This window comes from Phascolarctobacterium sp. Marseille-Q4147, from assembly GCF_017968825.1.
Lineage (GTDB): Bacteria > Bacillota > Negativicutes > Acidaminococcales > Acidaminococcaceae > Phascolarctobacterium_A.
On record NZ_CP072874.1, the window covers coordinates 1,305,608 to 1,322,500 of the forward strand.

Below are 16,893 nucleotides of genomic sequence, written 5' to 3' on the forward strand. Positions count from 1 at the left end.
ACAGAACCCGATAGTATCACCAAGTGATACTGTCGTGCTGTTTTTGCTTAGGATAAGTCTGCTTTTACGGTTCTCGTTTATGATTGCCAAATTTAACTCAATAAAACGAGTTAAAATGAGTTAGAAACGAGTTGAAACGAATTCATCTGATATCGTTGTCTAATGGTATTGATTGACTTTTTTATGTGATTGCAATAATTATCAAATATTTAGCTATAAAAATATATCTATTTGATTGTCTTGCGTGATGTGAACTGGACAAAACGAGTTAAACGAGTTAAAATTAGATAGAGAACAATTTTAATGCGTTAAAAACGAGTTAGAAAGAAGGTGCAATTATGTTACCGAAAAAGGAGACTTTGGAAATTGAATTTAAAAGTGACGTTAAACGTTATCCTGATAAAGATATAATTGAAGCTGTTTCTGCTATGGCGAATACTAATGGAGGCATCTTGTATTTAGGTGTTGAAGATAATGGTATTGTTACGGGATTACATAAAAGTCATATGGATGCTATTGGTTTGGTTGCTTTAATAGCTAATAATACTATTCCATCAGTTTCTGTTAGGGCAGAAATAGTTATTGAAAATCAACATAACGTAATGAAAATAGCTATTCCTATGAGTAGGGCAGTCGTTTCTACATCTTCAGGAAAAATATTGAAGCGAAGATTAAAGCTTGATGGTAGCCCAGAAGCAGTACCTATGTACGCATATGAAATAACAAGCAGGTTATCAGAGTTAAGCTTGTTAGACGTATCAGCACAGCCAATAGCTGGGGCAACATTAGATGATTTTGATCCTTTACAATTGAACAGGCTAAAAGAAATCATAAGGTCCAATCCAGGTGGAGAAAAGACATTATTAGAGTTAACTGATGAAGAATTAGAATTTGCTTTAAGGTTGATTTCTAAAGATGGTGATAAGTTGATACCAACAATGACAGGTTTATTGTTGTTGGGTAAATCAGATTCTTTGGGTAGGTTAGTGCCGACTGCTAAAGCAACTTTTCAGGTTTTAGAGGGAACTAATGTTAAAGTTAATGAAGAAACATCAAAACCTATATTAGAAGTTTTGGAACTTTTTCAAAGTTATATTAAGCCTTGGAATTCGGAGAATGAGTTTGAATATGATTTGTTTAGAATTCCTGTACCAGAGTTTAGTTATGCTGCTATTCGTGAGGGCTTAATAAATGCTTTTTGTCATAGAGATTATTCTATGTTGGGAAATGTAAGAGTTCTAATTGATGACGAAGGAATGTCTATTACAAATCCGGGAGGCTTTATTGAAGGTGTAAATATAAACAATTTGCTTATAGTTGAACCACATGGTAGGAATCCTGCTTTAACTGACGCATTGAAACGTATAGGTCTTGCAGAGAAAACAGGCAGAGGTATTGATAGAATTTTTGAAGGTTCGATAGTTTATGGCAGACCTTTGCCTGATTATTCTGAATCAACAAGCCGAAATGTAAGGTTATATTTAAGAAGGGCTAAAGCTGACATTGCGTTTGCTAAATTGATTACATCAGAAAAAAACGTGATAAAAAAGGTTTATCAATTTATGCTTTAATGATTTTATCTTGTTTGCGAGAATATAGACGGAGCAGTTTAGATCAAATTGCGGAATTAACTAAATTGCCGAAGAATAAGCTGACTGTATCTTTAGAACAATTGGTAGAAAGAGGAACTATTGAAGCAGTTGGTAAAGGTAAAACGCGTAGCTTTATGTTGTGTAAAAGATATTATTATAACAATAATTCTAATATGCAGTATGTTAGACAGTCAGGCATAGATGATGTTAGACACGAAGAACTTGTTATAAAATTAGCTAGAACGCAGAATGGTATTTTCACCAAACGAGATGTAATGGAATTATTAGGATTATCTGATACGTTAGCATATAACTTAATTAAACGAATGACAGCTAATGGGGAAATTGAGCTTTCTCAAAGTGGCAGATATGCTAAGTATAAAATTTGCTAAATATAGCTTAACAGCATCTCTTTCTGCTTTTCTTCGCTCCTTTTAGTATTTCACGATAACTCAACAGAACCCGATAGTATCGCCAAGTGATACAGTGATACTGTCGGGCTTTTTTATAATGCAACGCCATATGCTGAAGGCCGGTATAAACTTTGCCCTTTCTTACATTTTAGTTACATATTTTCTTGCCTTGCTATGATATAATAATTACATTAATGTTTATTCTATGTGAGCGGCATAGAGGAGGAGCAGTTATGGCAGATAAATTTTTAGTAATAGATGGCAGCAGCTTAATACATAGAGCGTTTTTTGCTTTGCCGCCGCTGACTACGCGTCAGGGTATCCATACGGGAGCAGTGTACGGACTGTGCAATATGCTGCTGAAGCTTTTGGATGAGGTGAAGCCGCGTTATATGGCGGTTGCCTTTGATAAATCGCGCAAAACCTTTCGCAGTAAGCTGTATGCGGAGTATAAGGCGCAGCGTAAGCCTACTCCGAGCGAGCTGAGCGAGCAGTTTCCTTTGGCGATGAAGGTTTTGGAATGCATGGGAATACGCACGCTAGAGCTGGATGATTATGAGGCCGATGATATTATCGGTACCTTTGCTGTGCAGGCACCGCCGGAGGTTGAGGTTATCATTGTTACCGGTGACCGCGACGAGCTGCAGCTTATTGATAAGCGCACCAAGGTTTTTTATACCAAGCGCGGTATCAGTGATATCCAGATTTTTGATGAGGCGGAATTTGCTGCCAATTACGAGGGCCTGCAGCCTAAGCAACTGATTGAGCTGAAGGGCCTGATGGGTGATACCTCGGATAATATTCCCGGCGTGCCGGGCGTAGGTCCTAAAACAGCAATGAAGCTGATTAAGGAATACGGTAATGTTGAAACGGTGCTGGAGAATATCGAGAAGGTTTCCGGCAAATCGTTAAAGACGAAGCTGACGGACAATAAGGAATCTGCATTACTGTCGAAGCAGCTGGCAACAATCTGCACGGAAGCACCGGTTGATACCGCTGTGCAGACCTACGAGCTGCAGCCGATGAAGGAGGAAGCACGCACCCTGATGCAGGATTTGGAGTTTCGCAATATGTACGAGCGCTTTGCCGCGGTACTTGGCGGTGCGCAGGACAGCTTTGACCTTTTCGGTGAAGCTGTCGAACAGGAAGGCCTGCCGCAGCTTGCGGTAAATACGCCGCAGCTGGCAGAGGAGCTGTTTGCAGCCTTGGCCAAAGCAAAGCAGCCTGTTGCTGTGCATGCGCAGGTAGCAGGACAGCTGCCGGAGCTGTATTTCAGCAGTGCCGAAATTTTGGTTGATGATAAAATTTATGTGCTGGACGCGCAAAGCGGTTGTTGGGATAAATTCGACAGCTGGCTGGCAGACGCGGACAGCAAAAAGATAACAATAGACAGCAAGGAGCTTTATAAATGCTGCCTGTGCCGCAAGGTGAAGGTGCATGGAATAGCGGATGATGTTGCTTTGGCAGGCTATGTTGCCGACCCCGGCCACAGCTCCTACAGTCTGGAGGATTTGAGCCGCCGCAATCTGCCGGGAGTGCTGGCAACGCCTTGCGAAAATCTGCAACAGCTTGCATCTAAGCTGCGTGGCCTGTTGGCTGAACAGCAGCAGCTCAAGCTGTATGAAGAATTTGAGCTGCCTTTGGCACCGGTGCTGGCGCAGATGGAGTTTGCCGGTATTACACCGGATAAGGAGCTTTTGCTGCAGCTGAACGAGGATATGGGGCACCGTATTGCCAAGCTGGAGGCTTTGGCACAGGAACAGGCGGGCGAAGAATTTAACCTGAAATCTCCCAAGCAGTTGGGCGTGATTTTATTTGAACGCTTGCAGCTGCCGGTAATCAAAAAGACGAAAACAGGCTATTCTACCGATGCCAAGGTACTGGAAGCACTGGAGGGCAAGCATCCTCTGATTGCCACCATTCTGGAGCACCGCAAGCTGGCGAAGCTGCAGTCCACCTATCTGGAAGGTCTGCAGCCGTTGATTAATCCTAAAACGGGACGCATTCATACGCACTTTCAGCAGACGGTAACGGTAACAGGCCGTTTGTCCAGCACTGATCCCAACCTGCAGAATATTCCTGCACGCACGGAGGAGGGCAGACAGATTCGCCGTATTTTTGTTCCGGGAGCAGGATATGATTTGCTGATGAGCTGTGACTATTCGCAGGTTGAACTGCGTATTCTGGCCTGCATTGCTCAGGATGAGCTGCTTTTGGAGGCCTTCCGTCATGGTCAGGATATCCATGCGCGCACCGCTGCCGAGGTTTTCGGTGTGCCGCTTGAAGAAGTAACGCCCGAAATGCGCAGCCGTGCGAAGGCTGTTAACTTCGGCATTGTTTACGGCATCAGCGATTTTGGCCTGGCCAAACAGCTGGATGTCGGCCGCAAAGAGGCAGCAGGTTATATTGACAGCTATTTTGAACGCTATACAGGCGTAAAAAAATATATGGAAGATATTGTAGCCAAGGCACGTGAGCAAGGCTATGTCAGCACACTGATGGGACGCAGACGTTATCTGCCGGAAATCCGCAGCAGTAATTTCAATCTTCGCAGCTTTGCGGAGCGTACAGCTATCAACACCCCGATTCAGGGAACTGCCGCAGATATCATGAAGAAGGCTATGATTGCCGTGCAGCGCGAGCTGGATAAGGCGCAGTGCAAGAGCAGAATTTTGCTGCAGGTACACGATGAGCTGGTGCTGGAAGTTACTGAGGATGAGAAGGAGCAGGTAGCACAGCTTGTGCGCACAGCCATGGAAGGTGCTGCGTCACTGGATATTCCGCTGCTGGCCGACGTTAATTGCGGTCGCGACTGGGCGGAAACAAAATAACGGATACTTTACGGAAAGAGGGGAAGACCTATGCCGGAAATGCCTGAGGTGGAGCAGGTGCGCAAAACACTTGCGCCTCATATAGAAGGAAAGAAAATTTTAGCAGTAGAAGTATATCTGGAGCGATTGATAAAATATCCTCAGCCTGATGCCTTTATCAAAGGACTGGTGGGCAAAACCATCAGCAGCGTGGGCCGACGCGGCAAATATCTGGTGCTGCAGACTGCACCTAATCAGCAGCTGATAGTGCATCTGCGCATGACAGGCGCACTGTTGGCGCAGCCGTCAGCCGCACCTGCACCGGCGTACGCTAAAATAAAGTTTACGCTTTCTGATGACGTAACAATGTGGTTTACGGATATCCGTACCTTCGGTACACTGTATCTGGTAACCGATAACGATACATATATTGAAGGCTACGAAACTCTGGGACCGGAGCCGCTGAGTGAAGGCTTTACTGCCGAATATCTGCTGCCGTTGGCGCAAAAAAGCAAGAAGGCTATCAAAAGCTTTATTCTGGACCAGCAGATTATTGCCGGTCTTGGCAATATCTATGCCGATGAATGTCTGGCTCTGTCCGGCATTCTGCCCATGCGCAAAGCCTGCAGCCTGAGCGCTGCTGAGGTAGGCAGCTTGTGTGAGGCAGTCAATGCGGTAATCGCGCAGGGCATCAAAAATCGTGGCACAACCTTCCGTGATTATAAGGACGGCGAAGGAAATAAGGGCGATAACCAGAATCATTTGCTGGTATACGGCCGAGGCGGCAAGCCCTGTAAAAAATGCGGTGCGCTGCTGCAGACAACCAAGGTAGGCGGCAGAGGCACGGTTTATTGTGAGCATTGCCAAAGGTAGGAGTGGAGAATAATGATAACAATAGGTTTGACGGGAGGCATTGCTTCCGGTAAAAGTACAGTTTCGGCAGAGCTGCGCAGTTTGGGACTGCCTGTTTTTGATGCGGATGCCGAAGCACGTCTGGCAGTAGCTGCAGGCAGCGAAGGCCTGGCGCAGGTGATTGCCGTATTGGGCAAGGAATATCTGAGCGAGGAAGGAACGCTTGACAGAGCCAAGGTTGCCGAGCGCATTTTTCATGACAAAGAAGCGCTGAAGGCAGTAGAGGCTATTATCCATAAAATAGTCTGGCAGCAGGCAGAAAGCTTTCTGGCTGCAAGCAGTAAACAGGGACATAAGGCAGCAGTGCTGGATGTGCCTCTGCTGATTGAATGTGGCTGGCACAAGAATGTGGACAGCGTGTGGCTGGTATCCGTCAGCCGTCAGCAGCAGGTTGAAAGAGCAATGCTGCGCAGCGGCATGACTGCGGACGAGGTGAATGCGCGCATTGAAGCGCAGATGTCCTTGGCAGAAAAGAAAAAATATGCCGATGTAGTATTGGACAACAGCGGCAGTCAGGCGGAAACCATGCAGGCTGTGCGTTCGCAGCTGAAGCTGCTTTTGGGTGGCGTCGGTGAAGAGTAAGCGCAAAGCCCGCAGCAGACGGACTAAGACACACGGAAGGCTGTACAGATGGCTGCTGCTTCTTGGCGTGCTGTTTGTCATAGGCTTCGGCGGTTGGAAGGTCTGGAGCAGCGATACTGTGCAGATGCGCTTCGTTTATATGTGGGATTATCAGCAGGATATTGTGACCTACAGTAAGAAAAATAATGTAGATCCTTTTCTGGTCGCTGCCATTATCAAAAATGAAAGCAACTTTAAGCATGATGCTGTTTCCAAAGTCGGAGCTGTAGGCCTGATGCAGATTATGCCGGAAACAGGACGTTGGATTGCTGAGCAGATGGGCCTGGAGAACTATCAGGACAGTGATTTGTACCAGACGAGAAAAAATATCCGCATGGGCTGTTGGTACGTAGGCGAGCTGGAGCACGAATTTCAGCATAACCTGGTACTGCTGATGGTGGCCTACAATGCAGGGCGCGGACAGACGCATGAATGGATGCAGGAAAACGGCTGGGATTACAATTTCAATGATATAAAATCTATCCCTTATCCCGATACCCGCGAATATGTTGCCAAGGTACTGCAGGACAGGGATAAGTATTATCTGCTTTATAAGGATAAGATAAAGTAATAGCGAAGGAAGATTTTATAAAATTTTTTTCGCAAGATTACTTGACGAGTGCGTCAGAATATGCTATTATATCTATGTTGCTTATGACAGCAACGAAGTGAATAAAGCATGCGGTAGTGGCGGAACGGCAGACGCGCTAGCCTCAGGAGCTAGTGGGGGAGACCCCGTGGAGGTTCAAATCCTCTCTACCGCACCATTTTTATTTATGAACTTTATCCCAAAGACGCGGTCGTGGTGGAACGGCAGACACGCCACTTTGAGGGGGTGGTGGGAGAAATCCCGTGTGGGTTCAAATCCCACCGACCGCACCAACATTGAATTAATGAGGACTTATGTTAACGCATGAGTCCTTTTTTGTTTTTCTGTTTTGCTATATTATAAGAATGCAGCTGCAATATGCAGAAGTCAGCTTTTTTAGGTTTGCTTAAGTATCAAGCAGTTATTCGGCGGGAAAATCTGCTTCTGGCGCTAAAGGGTATGGTTCAAAGGCATGCGTCTTGCATTCGAATGCTGCCTCCAGATTTAATTTAAATTTTTGCAGAAAAAATTTAAAAATAGTGTTGACATGACTTGCCGTTTGTGTTATTATATCTATGTTGCTTATGACGGCAACGAAAAGCATAAAGCATGCGGTAGTGGCGGAACGGCAGACGCGCTAGCCTCAGGAGCTAGTGGGGGAGACCCCGTGGAGGTTCAAATCCTCTCTACCGCACCATTTAAATCTCAGGTCTAAGAGCATGGCTCTTGGGCTTTTTTTGTTTTGCTTGCGAAAGCTCTGCAAGTATGAGAAAATGTAAGCATAGTATAAGCTTCTGAAATTATTATCTAAGGGAGTGTGTGCTGATGGCATTTGATAAATTGCAGAGTATAAACAGAAAAACTGCTGCTGTGTGTGTGGCGGCGTTGCTGATAGGCTTTATCGCCGGAGCAGGCTATGCCTGGAGCAGCAATAAAACCTCACCGCATTACAATGCGGCGAAGCTTACGAGTGAGCTGCATTATGCCAAGGTGGAAACAGGCAGGCTGCAGTGCGTTGTGCTGCAGGATAAGGCTGCTATGTACAGCGACCCGTCAGGGCTGCATGGCAAGGTTATTGATTATCTGTCTGTCGGTGTTAAGCTGGATTATATTGATACAGTTTCCAGTCAGGATAAGGATGAACGCTATGCTGTTACGGAGCAGCAACTGCAGTTCCGCAAGTTTTTCGGAAGGCGGCATATTATTCCTGCCGGTACGCAGGTACTTGTGCTGCAGGCGGACAGAGGCAGCGGTGAAACCAAGGGACGTGTTTTAGTTGATGACAAGGAATATGACCTTGATTTTTCTACCAATCTGCTGCGCTTTCCTTATGTAGGCCAGTGGAAAAAGGTTGAGTTCAACGGCAAGCCGGGCTTTGTGAAATACAATGCGCTTTCGGATGCGAAGCTGATGTGAGGTGGGCATGATGAGTAATAAGCTGGTAATGAGGATTGCGGCATTGCTCTGCCTGCTGGCAGGCTTTGCAATCGGTATGAATATTTTTGGTCTGAAGGACAGAAGCTACAGCGTGAAGGAGGGCGACAGCTTTTACAGTCAGCCTTCTGTGACTGCGCAGTTGGCGGGCGGCTTCGCCAAGGGCGAGGAGCTGGATGTGACGGATAAGCTGGAGCTTGCGGTGCCTACTGCGGTTAAAGCAGTGCAGACTAAGATAGTAGAGGATAAAAACCGCACTAAATATCAGCTGCGTGAGGGCGATGTTTATAAGCTGGCGGAAGCACGCATGGATAAGGCCAATACTCCCTGCGTTATTGAGGTGCAGACGGTAAAGGGAGCAACTGCTAAGCTGGAGGTTGACAAGACCTTGCTGCAGCCGGTTGATGAAGGCACGTGGCTGCAGGTGCGCAGCAAGGGCGGAGCAGGTGCCTGGGTGCGTGTGCAGAGCAAATGGTATTAGAGGCTTGCTTGTGTAAATATCTTAACACTTTTCCTTTAATTGAATTTGTTTCTGTGGAAAAGTGATAAAATTCTAGCTAACCGGCGATAAATATTGTATAATACATCCAAAATATCTGCTGCATAGCAGATAAGAAAGAAGGATGGTAGTATGGTAAATTTGAAGAAATTATGTGTAGGTGCGCTGTTGGCAACGACAATTTGTGGTATTGGTGCTTTGACTCCGAGCGCAGAGGCAGGAAAAATTGAAGATGTTCAGGCTCGTGGAGTTTTGCTGGTCGGCAGTACCGGTGATTATAAGCCTATGAGCTATCTTAATAAAGAAACCGGCAAGTATGAAGGCTTTGACGTTGAGGTAGCGGAGCTGTTGGCACAGTCCTTGGGAGTTAAGGTGCAATATGTACCGACTACATGGAAAACACTGCAGGCTGACACTATGGCTGGAAAGTTTGACATTGCTATGTGCGGTGTTACAAGAACCTTTGCCCGTGAGCAAAAAATGAATATGTCTCATGGGTATCTGACATTCGGTAAGACGATTCTTTGTCGCAAGGCTGATGCAAAGAAATTTACATCCGAAGCGGATTTGAATAAGAAGAGCGTTCGCGTTATGGTTAATCCCGGCGGCACTAATGAAAAATTTGCTCTGAGCAATCTGCCTAATTGCACACTTTTGGTACACCAGCAAAATGCAGAAATTCCTGCGCTGATTGCCGAAGGCAAGGCTGATGTTATGATTACCGAAACTATGGAAGCACGTCGCTATGTGCGTGATGATGCCCGTCTGGCAGCACCGCTGTTAGATGATCCGTTCACGAAAAATCACTTTGGTATCTTGATGGCTAAAGGTGACCAGGATTGGCTGAACTACGTAAACTTCTTTATGGAAGAAAAGGATATGGATGGTACGCTTGATAAGCTAGAGGACCAGTATATCAAATAAAGGTTGATTTATGAGCCGCTGCACTTAGGTGTGGCGGTTTTTTACTTTTATCGAAGGCATCGTTCACTTTAGACTTGACTTTTGGTTAACCTGGTGTTACTCTTTGCATATCGGAATGTCTGCACAGACAGGCTTTAGACGTAAAACAAAGAGTATTAAGAGAATCGGAGAGGATGATATATATGCGTAAACGTATTTTGGAGCTGTTGCGAAACAGTAAGGGGACACCGGTTTCCGGTGAAGAGATTTCCAAGGAGCTGGAGGTTTCGCGCACTGCTATCTGGAAGCATATCCAGGCATTGAAGAACGAGGGCTACGAGATTGAGTCTGTGCCTAAGCGCGGTTATATTCTGCGCGAGGTTCCTGACCGTCTGTTCCCGCAGGAAATTTTGTCCCGCCTGCAGACAAAATGGCTGGGACGCAATATCTGCTATCGCGACAGTGTTGATTCCAGCAACAATCTTGCTAAAGCATTGGCCAATGAAGGCTGTGAAAACGGTCTGCTGGTAGTAGCAGAGGAGCAGGGCGCAGGCAAAGGCCGTTTATCCCGCGGTTGGATTTCCCCCTATGCGAAGGGCATCTGGTTTTCCGTGGTGCTGAAGCCGCCGTTCCTTCCGCAGGAGGCCTCCAAATGTACGCTTTTGGCAGCAGTTGCCGTAGTAAAGGCTATCAACAAGATTGCCGGTGTTCATGCCGCTATCAAATGGCCTAACGACGTTCTTCTGCTGGGACGCAAGCTTGTAGGCATCCTGACGGAGATGAATGCCGAATTCGGTCATATCAATTATGTTGTTATCGGCACCGGTATCAACACCAACGCTTCTCCCGAAGATTATCCGGAAGAAGTACGCGACCTTGCTGTTTCCGTGGCTGATGCCGCAACGGAGCCCTTTACCAGAGTAGAGCTTTTGTGCGATATCCTCAAAAATATGGAGGACCTGTATGAAACTGCGGTACAGGAAGGCTTTGGCCCCATATTTGACGAATGGCGCCGTTATTCCTGCACCTTAGGTCAGGAAGTAAAGGTCATTGCTCCGGATATGACTTATTTCGGTACGGCCGAGGATATTGATGAAGAAGGCTTGCTGATTGTACGCCGCGAGGACGGCAGCAAGGAAAAGGTTGTAGCCGGTGATGTTTCTATCCGTCCGGCGAAGGCTAAGGGGAATGAGTACGCGTAAAAAGTTGAGCGTTAAATAGCTACAATTTCTTCTTGCAATATTTCCGCTTTGTGGTAAAATAAAAAAGGCTTTTATGCCGTATTTTGCGAATGGAACGCAGATTTCCGAGGAGGATCTTAGAATGTTACTTGTTGTGGATGTAGGAAATACAAACATCGTAGCCGGTGTTTTCGAGGATAAGACTTTAAAGGTACACTGGCGCTTTTCTACAGACCGTTCTAAAACTGCAGATGAATTTGGTATTATGCTGCGCAGCATGTTTGCTTATAGTGATGTGGAAATGGATAAAATTTCTTCCGTCATTATTTCCAGTGTTGTGCCTCCGGTGCTGATTCCCTTGTGCCACATGTGTGAGCGCTATTTCGGCATTAAACCGATGGTTGTAGGACCTGGCGTTAAAAACGGCATTTTCATTAAATATGATAATCCCAAGGAGGTTGGTGCAGACCGTATTGTTAACGCTGTGGCAGCCTTCCATAAATTCAGTCATTTGGGCAAGCCGATGATTATCATTGATTTCGGTACTGCCAACACCTTCTGTGCTCTGTTGCCGACAGGTGAATACCTGGGCGGTGCTATTGCGCCCGGCATCGGCATTTCTACAGAAGCGCTTTTCCAACGTGCAGCGAAGCTGCCGCGTATCGAACTCGTTAAGCCTAAATCCGTTATCTGCCGTAATACTGTAAGTTCTATGCAGGCAGGTGCTATTTACGGCTTCGTAGGTCAGATGGAGGGCATTGTCAACCATATGAAGAAGGAGCTCGGCGGCGATGCTTATGTTATTGCTACCGGTGGCTTTGCCAATACTATGGCTGCGGAATCTGATTGTATTGATGTTGTAGAGCCTTTCCTGACTTTGGATGGTTTACGCATTCTGTACGAAAAAAACGCTAAATAAGAGCCGGGATTTATTCCGTCGCTCGTGAGAAAAAAGTTTGAAGCTGTCGTGAGTAGCGTTTTGCTGCGCGGCAGCTTTTTTCGATAGGAGTTATATTTATGAATATTGGTAATATAGAGCTGTCTGCACCGTTGGCGTTGGCGCCGATGGCAGGCATTACGGATTTGCCGTTCCGCCTGATTTGCCGCCGTCTGGGCTGCGGCATGACCGTGTCGGAGATGGTTAGTGCCAAGGGCCTGCTGTACAAAAACGTCAAGACTACCGAAATGCTGCGCATTGATGACGGCGAGCGTCCGACGGCCATCCAGCTTTTCGGCAGCGTGCCTGCGGAGCTGGCGGAGGCTGCACGCATGGTAGAGGCCAGCGGTGCTGATATGATTGATTTCAATATGGGCTGCCCGGTGCCGAAGATTGTCAATAACGGTGAAGGCTCGGCGCTGATGAAGAATCCGCAGCTGGCGCATGATATTCTGGCGGCGATGGTGAAGGCCGTAAAGATTCCGGTGACGGTAAAGTTCCGCGCGGGTTGGGATGATGCCAACCGCAACGCGGTGGAGATTGCGCGTGCCGTGGAGGCAGCAGGCGTGAGCGCTGTTGCCGTACACGGACGTACACGCCAGCAGTTTTACGAGGGCAAGGCCGACTGGAGCATTATTGCCGACGTAAAGCAGGCCGTAAAGGTGCCTGTATTCGGCAACGGTGATATCTTTACGGTAGCGGACGGATTGCGGATGCTGGAGCAGACAGGCTGCGACGGACTGATGATCGGACGCGGTGCTGACGGCAACCCGTGGCTGTTTACCGCACTGGCGGCAGCATTGCGCGGCGAGCCGCTGCCGCAGCCGCCTTCTTTGAAGGAGCGTCTGGCGCAGGCGGCGGAGCATCTGGAAATGCTCATTGCTTACAAGAACGAAGTGGTAGCGGTAAAAGAGATGCGCCGTCATATTTCTGCTTATCTTAAAGGCATGCCGCATGCAGCGGAATTCAGAGGACGCTTCCATAAGGTTGATACGCAGGAGCAGTTTACGGAGCTGCTGGCAGAATACAGCGAATGCGCGCATCGCTATTATGAAACAGAAAAACATTTTGCATCTGGCATTGTCTAAGACGCGCAAATATGTTAAAATAATAATTTGTAAAAGAAGCATTTAGGGAGTTAAAAACATGGAAGCAGCTAACAACGCAAAACATGTAGTAAGTATCAGTCTGGGGTCATCTAAACGTGATGCCGGCGCCATATTGGAACTGGGAGGACGCAAAATCAGCATCGAACGCCGGGGAACCGACGGCGATTTTGACAGAGCACGTCAGCTCCTGGAACGCTGGGACGGCAAAGCTGATGCCATCGGTCTGGGCGGTACGGATTTATATGTTTATGCAGGCAAAAAGCGTTATACTTTCCGTGAATCGGCTCATCTGATTGCTAATGTAAAAAAAACACCGGTTTTGGATGGCAGCGGCCTGAAAAATTCGCTGGAGCGTAAGCTGATTAAATCACTTGCGGCCGGCGGCAAGGTGCCGATAAAGGGCAGCAAGGTGCTGATGGTCTGCGGCGTGGACCGCTTTGGTATGGCGGAGGCATTGCTGGAGGCAGGTGCTGAGGTTACCTTCGGTGACCTTATTTTCGGCCTGAATGTCAATAAGCCGTTATATTCGCTGAAGGCGCTTGCATGGTGGGCAGCGCTGTTGGCACCGCTTGTTACCAAGCTGCCGGTAAGCTGGTTTTACCCCATGGGCAAGGATCAGGAAGTGCGGGTAGTGCGTCATCCGGAATATTTTCTGGAGAATGATATCATTGCCGGTGATTTTCATTATATAAAAAAGTTTATGCCGGATAAGCTGCCGGGAAAAACGATTATTACTAATACAGTTACTGCTGCTGATAGAGTGATGCTGCAGGAGGCGGGAATCAAAATGCTGATTACGACAACTCCCTGTATTCAAGGACGCAGCTTCGGCACCAATGTTATGGAGGCCATGCTGGTTGCATTGCACGGCGGTAAAGAACCGCTCACGGCGGATGAATATCTGAAGCTTTTAGAGCATTATCATATAGAATCTTCTGTTGAGTACTTTGGTACGAAGGAGTAGTTTGTTTTTATGGAAAAATTTGCTTTTATTCTACATCCATTATCCCTGCAGGATATGGAACACTTATCACCATTGATGAGGTATATTCCCGACCCGATAATCGAAGCCTGTCTGAAAATGAAGAAGCCTTTCAAGGTTTCTCATATTACCGGCATCAAGAGTCCTTATGCCGAAGCCGAAGGCTGGTTTATCGGCTGTCCGCTGACTGCTAAGCAGATGGTGGAGCTGCCTGAGGAATTTGTTATGGACAGAATCATCGAGTCCGGCAAGGTTGCTCAGGAGCTGGGAGCCAAGATTGTCGGCCTGGGAGCTTTCACTTCCATCGTCGGTGATGCAGGCATTACCGTAGCAAAAAATCTGGATATAGCAGTTACCAGCGGCAACAGCTATACCGTTGCTACCGCTATTCAGGGCACCAAGCAGGCTGCCAGAATGATGGGCAAGGACCTGAAGGAATGCCGTGCTGTCGTAGTCGGTGCCACCGGCTCTATCGGTGCTGCTTCCGTACGTCTTTTGGCAAAAGAGGTTAAGCATATTACGCTTGTTGCCCGTCATATGGGACCGCTGGAGGAGCTGGCGCAGGAGCTTATTGAGCAAAATCATTGCGAGGTTGCCGTAAGCCAGGATATCCGCACATCCCTGCAGGAGGCTGACATTGTTATTACCGTAACCAGTGCGCTCGACTTTTTGATTGAACCCGGCGATTTGAAACCCGGTGCCGTAGTATGCGATGTTGCGCGTCCGCGTAACGTATCGCGTGATGTATCACTGAAGCGTAACGATGTGCTGGTAATCGAAGGCGGCGTTATTAACGTGCCAGGTGACGTAGATTTTCATTTCAACTTCGGCTTCCCGCCGCACACGTCCTATGCGTGCATGGCAGAAACCATGATTCTGGCACTGGATGGACGTTATGAAAACTTCTCCTTAGGCAGATCCCTGGATATCAATAAGATCAATCTTATTTCACAGCTGGCAGATAAGCATAACTTCAAGATGGCGGGCTTCCGCAATTTTGAACGTGCTGTTTCTACCCAGCATATTGAGGAAGTCAAGCATAACGCTCAGCATGCCCTGGCAGTGCATGGCTGCTGATATTGACAAGTAAATCCGGCAACATATATAATCAATATATGTGTGTAAGTAAATTTTTATATAAATAATGATAAAGGAGCAGGAAAATGGCAAGCAAGGAAACTATTTTAACAGCTGAAGGCTTAAAAAAATTACAAGAAGAATTAGCTCAACGTAAGGGCGAAATCCGCGAAGAAATCGTTGAACGCCTGAAAGAAGCGAGAGCACAGGGCGACTTGAGCGAGAACTCCGAGTACGATCAGGCCAAGGAAGACCAAGGTAAAAACGAAGGCCGTATTCTGGAGCTGGAGCAGATGATTAAAACTGCTACTATCATCGATGACAGTGCCAGCAAAGCAGCAGGCATTGTATCTCTTGGTTCTACCGTACTGCTGAAGGACGTAGAAACCGGCGATGAAGAAACCTATACCATTGTTGGTACTACCGAAGCAGATCCGTTCGAAAACCGTATTTCCAACGAATCCCCTGTAGGTGCAGCAATTCTGGGCCGTAAGGTTCATGACATTGTTATTACTAAAACCCCTGTAGGTGAATTGTCCTACGAAATCGTAGAAATTAAATAAAAAGGAGCAAGGGCGATAATGGCAGAGGTAAAAAACAAACCTAATACAGAAGAAGCTGCAGTGCTTACCGAAAACGAAATCAACGAGCAAATGCAGGTCCGCATTGACAAGATGCATAAAATTGAGGAGCATGGCTGGAAGCCTTTCGGCTATCGCTTCCTGTACACTCATCGTGCAGCAGATATCGCTGCGCAGTTCGATGAGCTGTCCGAAAAAGAAACCGAAGTTAAAATGGCAGGCCGTATTATGGCTATCCGCGGCCACGGCAAAACCTGCTTCATGGATATGCAGGACAAGACCGGCCGTATCCAGGTATATGTACGTAAAGACGTTATCGGCGAAGAAAATTATGCGCTGATTAAGCTGATGGATATCGGCGATACCGTAGGCATTACCGGTACTGCTTTCCGTACCCATATGGGCGAGCTGTCTATTAAAGCTCATTCCGTAGAAATGCTGTCCAAATCCCTGCGTCCGCTGCCGGAAAAATGGCACGGTCTGAAGGACGTTGAAACCCGTTACCGTCAACGCTATGTTGACCTGATTGTTAATCCGGAAGTGCGTGATACCTTTGTAAAACGCAGCCAGATTATCAGAAGTGTACGCGAGGTTCTCGACAGCCATGATTTCCTGGAGGTAGAAACTCCTATTCTCAACACCATCGCAGGTGGTGCTGCCGCACGTCCGTTTATCAGCTATCATAACGCTCTGGATATGCAGGTTTATATGCGTATTGCGCCTGAACTGTACCTTAAACGCCTTATCGTAGGCGGTATGGACCGCGTATATGAAATGGGCCGCGTATTCCGTAACGAGGGTATCGATAACCGTCATAACCCGGAATTCACCAGCGTTGAGATTTATCAGGCTTTTGCCGATTACCGCGATATGATGGACCTGACCGAAGAGGTTGTTGTTAAGACTGCTGAGAAGGTTCTGGGCACTACCACTATCAACTATGAAGGCACTACTATCGAGCTGGCTTCTCCCTGGAAGCGTATGAGCATGATTGAGGCCGTAAAAGAATATTCCGGCAAGGATTTCACCGATGTAACCGATCTGGAAGAAGCACGCGCTATCGCTAAAGAGCTGAATGTGGCTATTGAGCCTTCCTTTGGCATTGGCAAAATTATCAACGCCTGCTTCGAAGAATATGTTGAAGATAAGCTGATTCAGCCTACCTTTATTACCGGTCACCCGAAAGAAATTTCCCCGCTGGCAAAGAGCAACCCCGAAAACCCCGAAATCACCGATCGTTTCGAGGCTTATAT

16 protein-coding genes, 3 tRNA genes and 1 pseudogene (1 of these 20 running past the window's edge) are annotated in these 16,893 nt (G+C 47.0%); all 20 read left to right on the plus strand.

The features are described 5' to 3' along the window. Positions 1-338 precede the first annotated feature (338 nt). Entirely contained in the window at positions 339-1,571 is a 1,233-nt protein-coding gene (locus tag KAH19_RS06190) for an RNA-binding domain-containing protein (protein ID WP_210683855.1), read from the plus strand. Beyond that, positions 1,571-1,636, plus strand: a pseudogene (locus KAH19_RS11065) (hypothetical protein); the annotation flags it as partial. The gene KAH19_RS06190 and the pseudogene KAH19_RS11065, both read left to right, overlap by 1 nt. Further along, positions 1,637-1,984, plus strand: a complete 348-nt coding sequence (locus tag KAH19_RS06195) for a type IV toxin-antitoxin system AbiEi family antitoxin domain-containing protein (RefSeq protein WP_246869309.1) — start codon at positions 1,637-1,639, stop codon at positions 1,982-1,984. A 254-nt stretch (positions 1,985-2,238) separates the two neighbouring features. Further along, on the plus strand, positions 2,239-4,836 hold the full coding sequence (polA, locus tag KAH19_RS06200; protein ID WP_246869310.1) for a DNA polymerase I: 2,598 nt from the start codon (positions 2,239-2,241) through the stop codon (positions 4,834-4,836). Between the two features lie 30 nt (positions 4,837-4,866). Then, on the plus strand, positions 4,867-5,688 hold the full coding sequence (gene mutM, locus KAH19_RS06205) for a bifunctional DNA-formamidopyrimidine glycosylase/DNA-(apurinic or apyrimidinic site) lyase (protein ID WP_210683858.1): 822 nt from the start codon (positions 4,867-4,869) through the stop codon (positions 5,686-5,688). A 12-nt stretch (positions 5,689-5,700) separates the two neighbouring features. Next, a complete protein-coding gene (gene coaE, locus KAH19_RS06210; RefSeq protein WP_210683859.1) occupies positions 5,701-6,309 on the plus strand; it encodes a dephospho-CoA kinase in 609 nt (202 codons plus the stop codon). After that, positions 6,299-6,919: a lytic transglycosylase domain-containing protein gene (locus tag KAH19_RS06215; RefSeq protein WP_210683860.1), complete on the plus strand. Its 621-nt coding sequence runs from the start codon at positions 6,299-6,301 to the stop codon at positions 6,917-6,919. The genes coaE and KAH19_RS06215 overlap by 11 nt, the downstream gene beginning before the upstream one ends. A gap of 110 nt (positions 6,920-7,029) precedes the next feature. Next, a tRNA-Leu gene (locus tag KAH19_RS06220) sits at positions 7,030-7,115 on the plus strand. Positions 7,116-7,144: 29 nt separating this feature from the next. Further along, positions 7,145-7,230: transfer RNA gene (locus KAH19_RS06225), tRNA-Leu, on the plus strand. Positions 7,231-7,548: 318 nt separating this feature from the next. After that, a tRNA-Leu gene (locus KAH19_RS06230) sits at positions 7,549-7,634 on the plus strand. A gap of 128 nt (positions 7,635-7,762) precedes the next feature. Beyond that, on the plus strand, positions 7,763-8,353 hold the full coding sequence (locus KAH19_RS06235) for a hypothetical protein (RefSeq protein ID WP_210683861.1): 591 nt from the start codon (positions 7,763-7,765) through the stop codon (positions 8,351-8,353). A gap of 7 nt (positions 8,354-8,360) precedes the next feature. Beyond that, positions 8,361-8,852: a hypothetical protein gene (locus KAH19_RS06240; protein ID WP_210683862.1), complete on the plus strand. Its 492-nt coding sequence runs from the start codon at positions 8,361-8,363 to the stop codon at positions 8,850-8,852. A 150-nt stretch (positions 8,853-9,002) separates the two neighbouring features. Further along, the gene (locus KAH19_RS06245; protein ID WP_210683863.1) at positions 9,003-9,794 is read left to right on the plus strand and encodes a transporter substrate-binding domain-containing protein; all 792 of its coding nucleotides are present in this window, start codon (positions 9,003-9,005) and stop codon (positions 9,792-9,794) included. Between the two features lie 182 nt (positions 9,795-9,976). After that, a complete protein-coding gene (locus KAH19_RS06250; RefSeq protein ID WP_246869311.1) occupies positions 9,977-10,975 on the plus strand; it encodes a biotin--[acetyl-CoA-carboxylase] ligase in 999 nt (332 codons plus the stop codon). Between the two features lie 121 nt (positions 10,976-11,096). After that, positions 11,097-11,873, plus strand: a complete 777-nt coding sequence (locus KAH19_RS06255) for a type III pantothenate kinase (protein ID WP_021719714.1) — start codon at positions 11,097-11,099, stop codon at positions 11,871-11,873. A 98-nt stretch (positions 11,874-11,971) separates the two neighbouring features. After that, positions 11,972-12,979 (plus strand): tRNA dihydrouridine synthase DusB, encoded by a 1,008-nt coding sequence (dusB, locus tag KAH19_RS06260; RefSeq protein WP_210683865.1) that lies wholly within the window; start codon positions 11,972-11,974, stop codon positions 12,977-12,979. Between the two features lie 58 nt (positions 12,980-13,037). Beyond that, entirely contained in the window at positions 13,038-13,964 is a 927-nt protein-coding gene (locus KAH19_RS06265; RefSeq protein ID WP_210683866.1) for a quinate 5-dehydrogenase, read from the plus strand. A 9-nt stretch (positions 13,965-13,973) separates the two neighbouring features. Beyond that, positions 13,974-15,059 (plus strand): NAD(P)-dependent oxidoreductase, encoded by a 1,086-nt coding sequence (locus KAH19_RS06270; RefSeq protein WP_210683867.1) that lies wholly within the window; start codon positions 13,974-13,976, stop codon positions 15,057-15,059. Positions 15,060-15,145: 86 nt separating this feature from the next. Next, complete coding sequence (gene greA, locus KAH19_RS06275) at positions 15,146-15,622, plus strand: transcription elongation factor GreA (protein WP_210683868.1); 477 nt, start codon at positions 15,146-15,148, stop codon at positions 15,620-15,622. An 18-nt stretch (positions 15,623-15,640) separates the two neighbouring features. Further along, positions 15,641-16,893: the 5' portion of a lysine--tRNA ligase gene (lysS, locus tag KAH19_RS06280; RefSeq protein ID WP_210683869.1), read on the plus strand. Its footprint extends 721 nt past the window's final position; the window shows 1,253 of its 1,974 coding nt (coding positions 1-1,253); it begins with the start codon at positions 15,641-15,643; its stop codon lies beyond the right edge, outside the window.

Bases quoted from the DNA above. Each gene is read 5' to 3' on its own strand.
- KAH19_RS06245 (WP_210683863.1), top strand. From the start codon at position 9,003: ATGGTAAATTTGAAGAAATTATGTGTAGGTGCGCTGTTGGCAACGACA.
- KAH19_RS06235 (WP_210683861.1), top strand. From the start codon at position 7,763: ATGGCATTTGATAAATTGCAGAGTATAAACAGAAAAACTGCTGCTGTG.
- KAH19_RS06265 (WP_210683866.1), top strand. From the start codon at position 13,038: ATGGAAGCAGCTAACAACGCAAAACATGTAGTAAGTATCAGTCTGGGG.
- dusB (WP_210683865.1), top strand. From the start codon at position 11,972: ATGAATATTGGTAATATAGAGCTGTCTGCACCGTTGGCGTTGGCGCCG.
- greA (WP_210683868.1), top strand. From the start codon at position 15,146: ATGGCAAGCAAGGAAACTATTTTAACAGCTGAAGGCTTAAAAAAATTA.
- mutM (WP_210683858.1), top strand. From the start codon at position 4,867: ATGCCGGAAATGCCTGAGGTGGAGCAGGTGCGCAAAACACTTGCGCCT.
- KAH19_RS06250 (WP_246869311.1), top strand. From the start codon at position 9,977: ATGCGTAAACGTATTTTGGAGCTGTTGCGAAACAGTAAGGGGACACCG.
- polA (WP_246869310.1), top strand. From the start codon at position 2,239: ATGGCAGATAAATTTTTAGTAATAGATGGCAGCAGCTTAATACATAGA.
- KAH19_RS06190 (WP_210683855.1), top strand. From the start codon at position 339: ATGTTACCGAAAAAGGAGACTTTGGAAATTGAATTTAAAAGTGACGTT.
- KAH19_RS06240 (WP_210683862.1), top strand. From the start codon at position 8,361: ATGATGAGTAATAAGCTGGTAATGAGGATTGCGGCATTGCTCTGCCTG.
- KAH19_RS06255 (WP_021719714.1), top strand. From the start codon at position 11,097: ATGTTACTTGTTGTGGATGTAGGAAATACAAACATCGTAGCCGGTGTT.
- coaE (WP_210683859.1), top strand. From the start codon at position 5,701: ATGATAACAATAGGTTTGACGGGAGGCATTGCTTCCGGTAAAAGTACA.
- KAH19_RS06270 (WP_210683867.1), top strand. From the start codon at position 13,974: ATGGAAAAATTTGCTTTTATTCTACATCCATTATCCCTGCAGGATATG.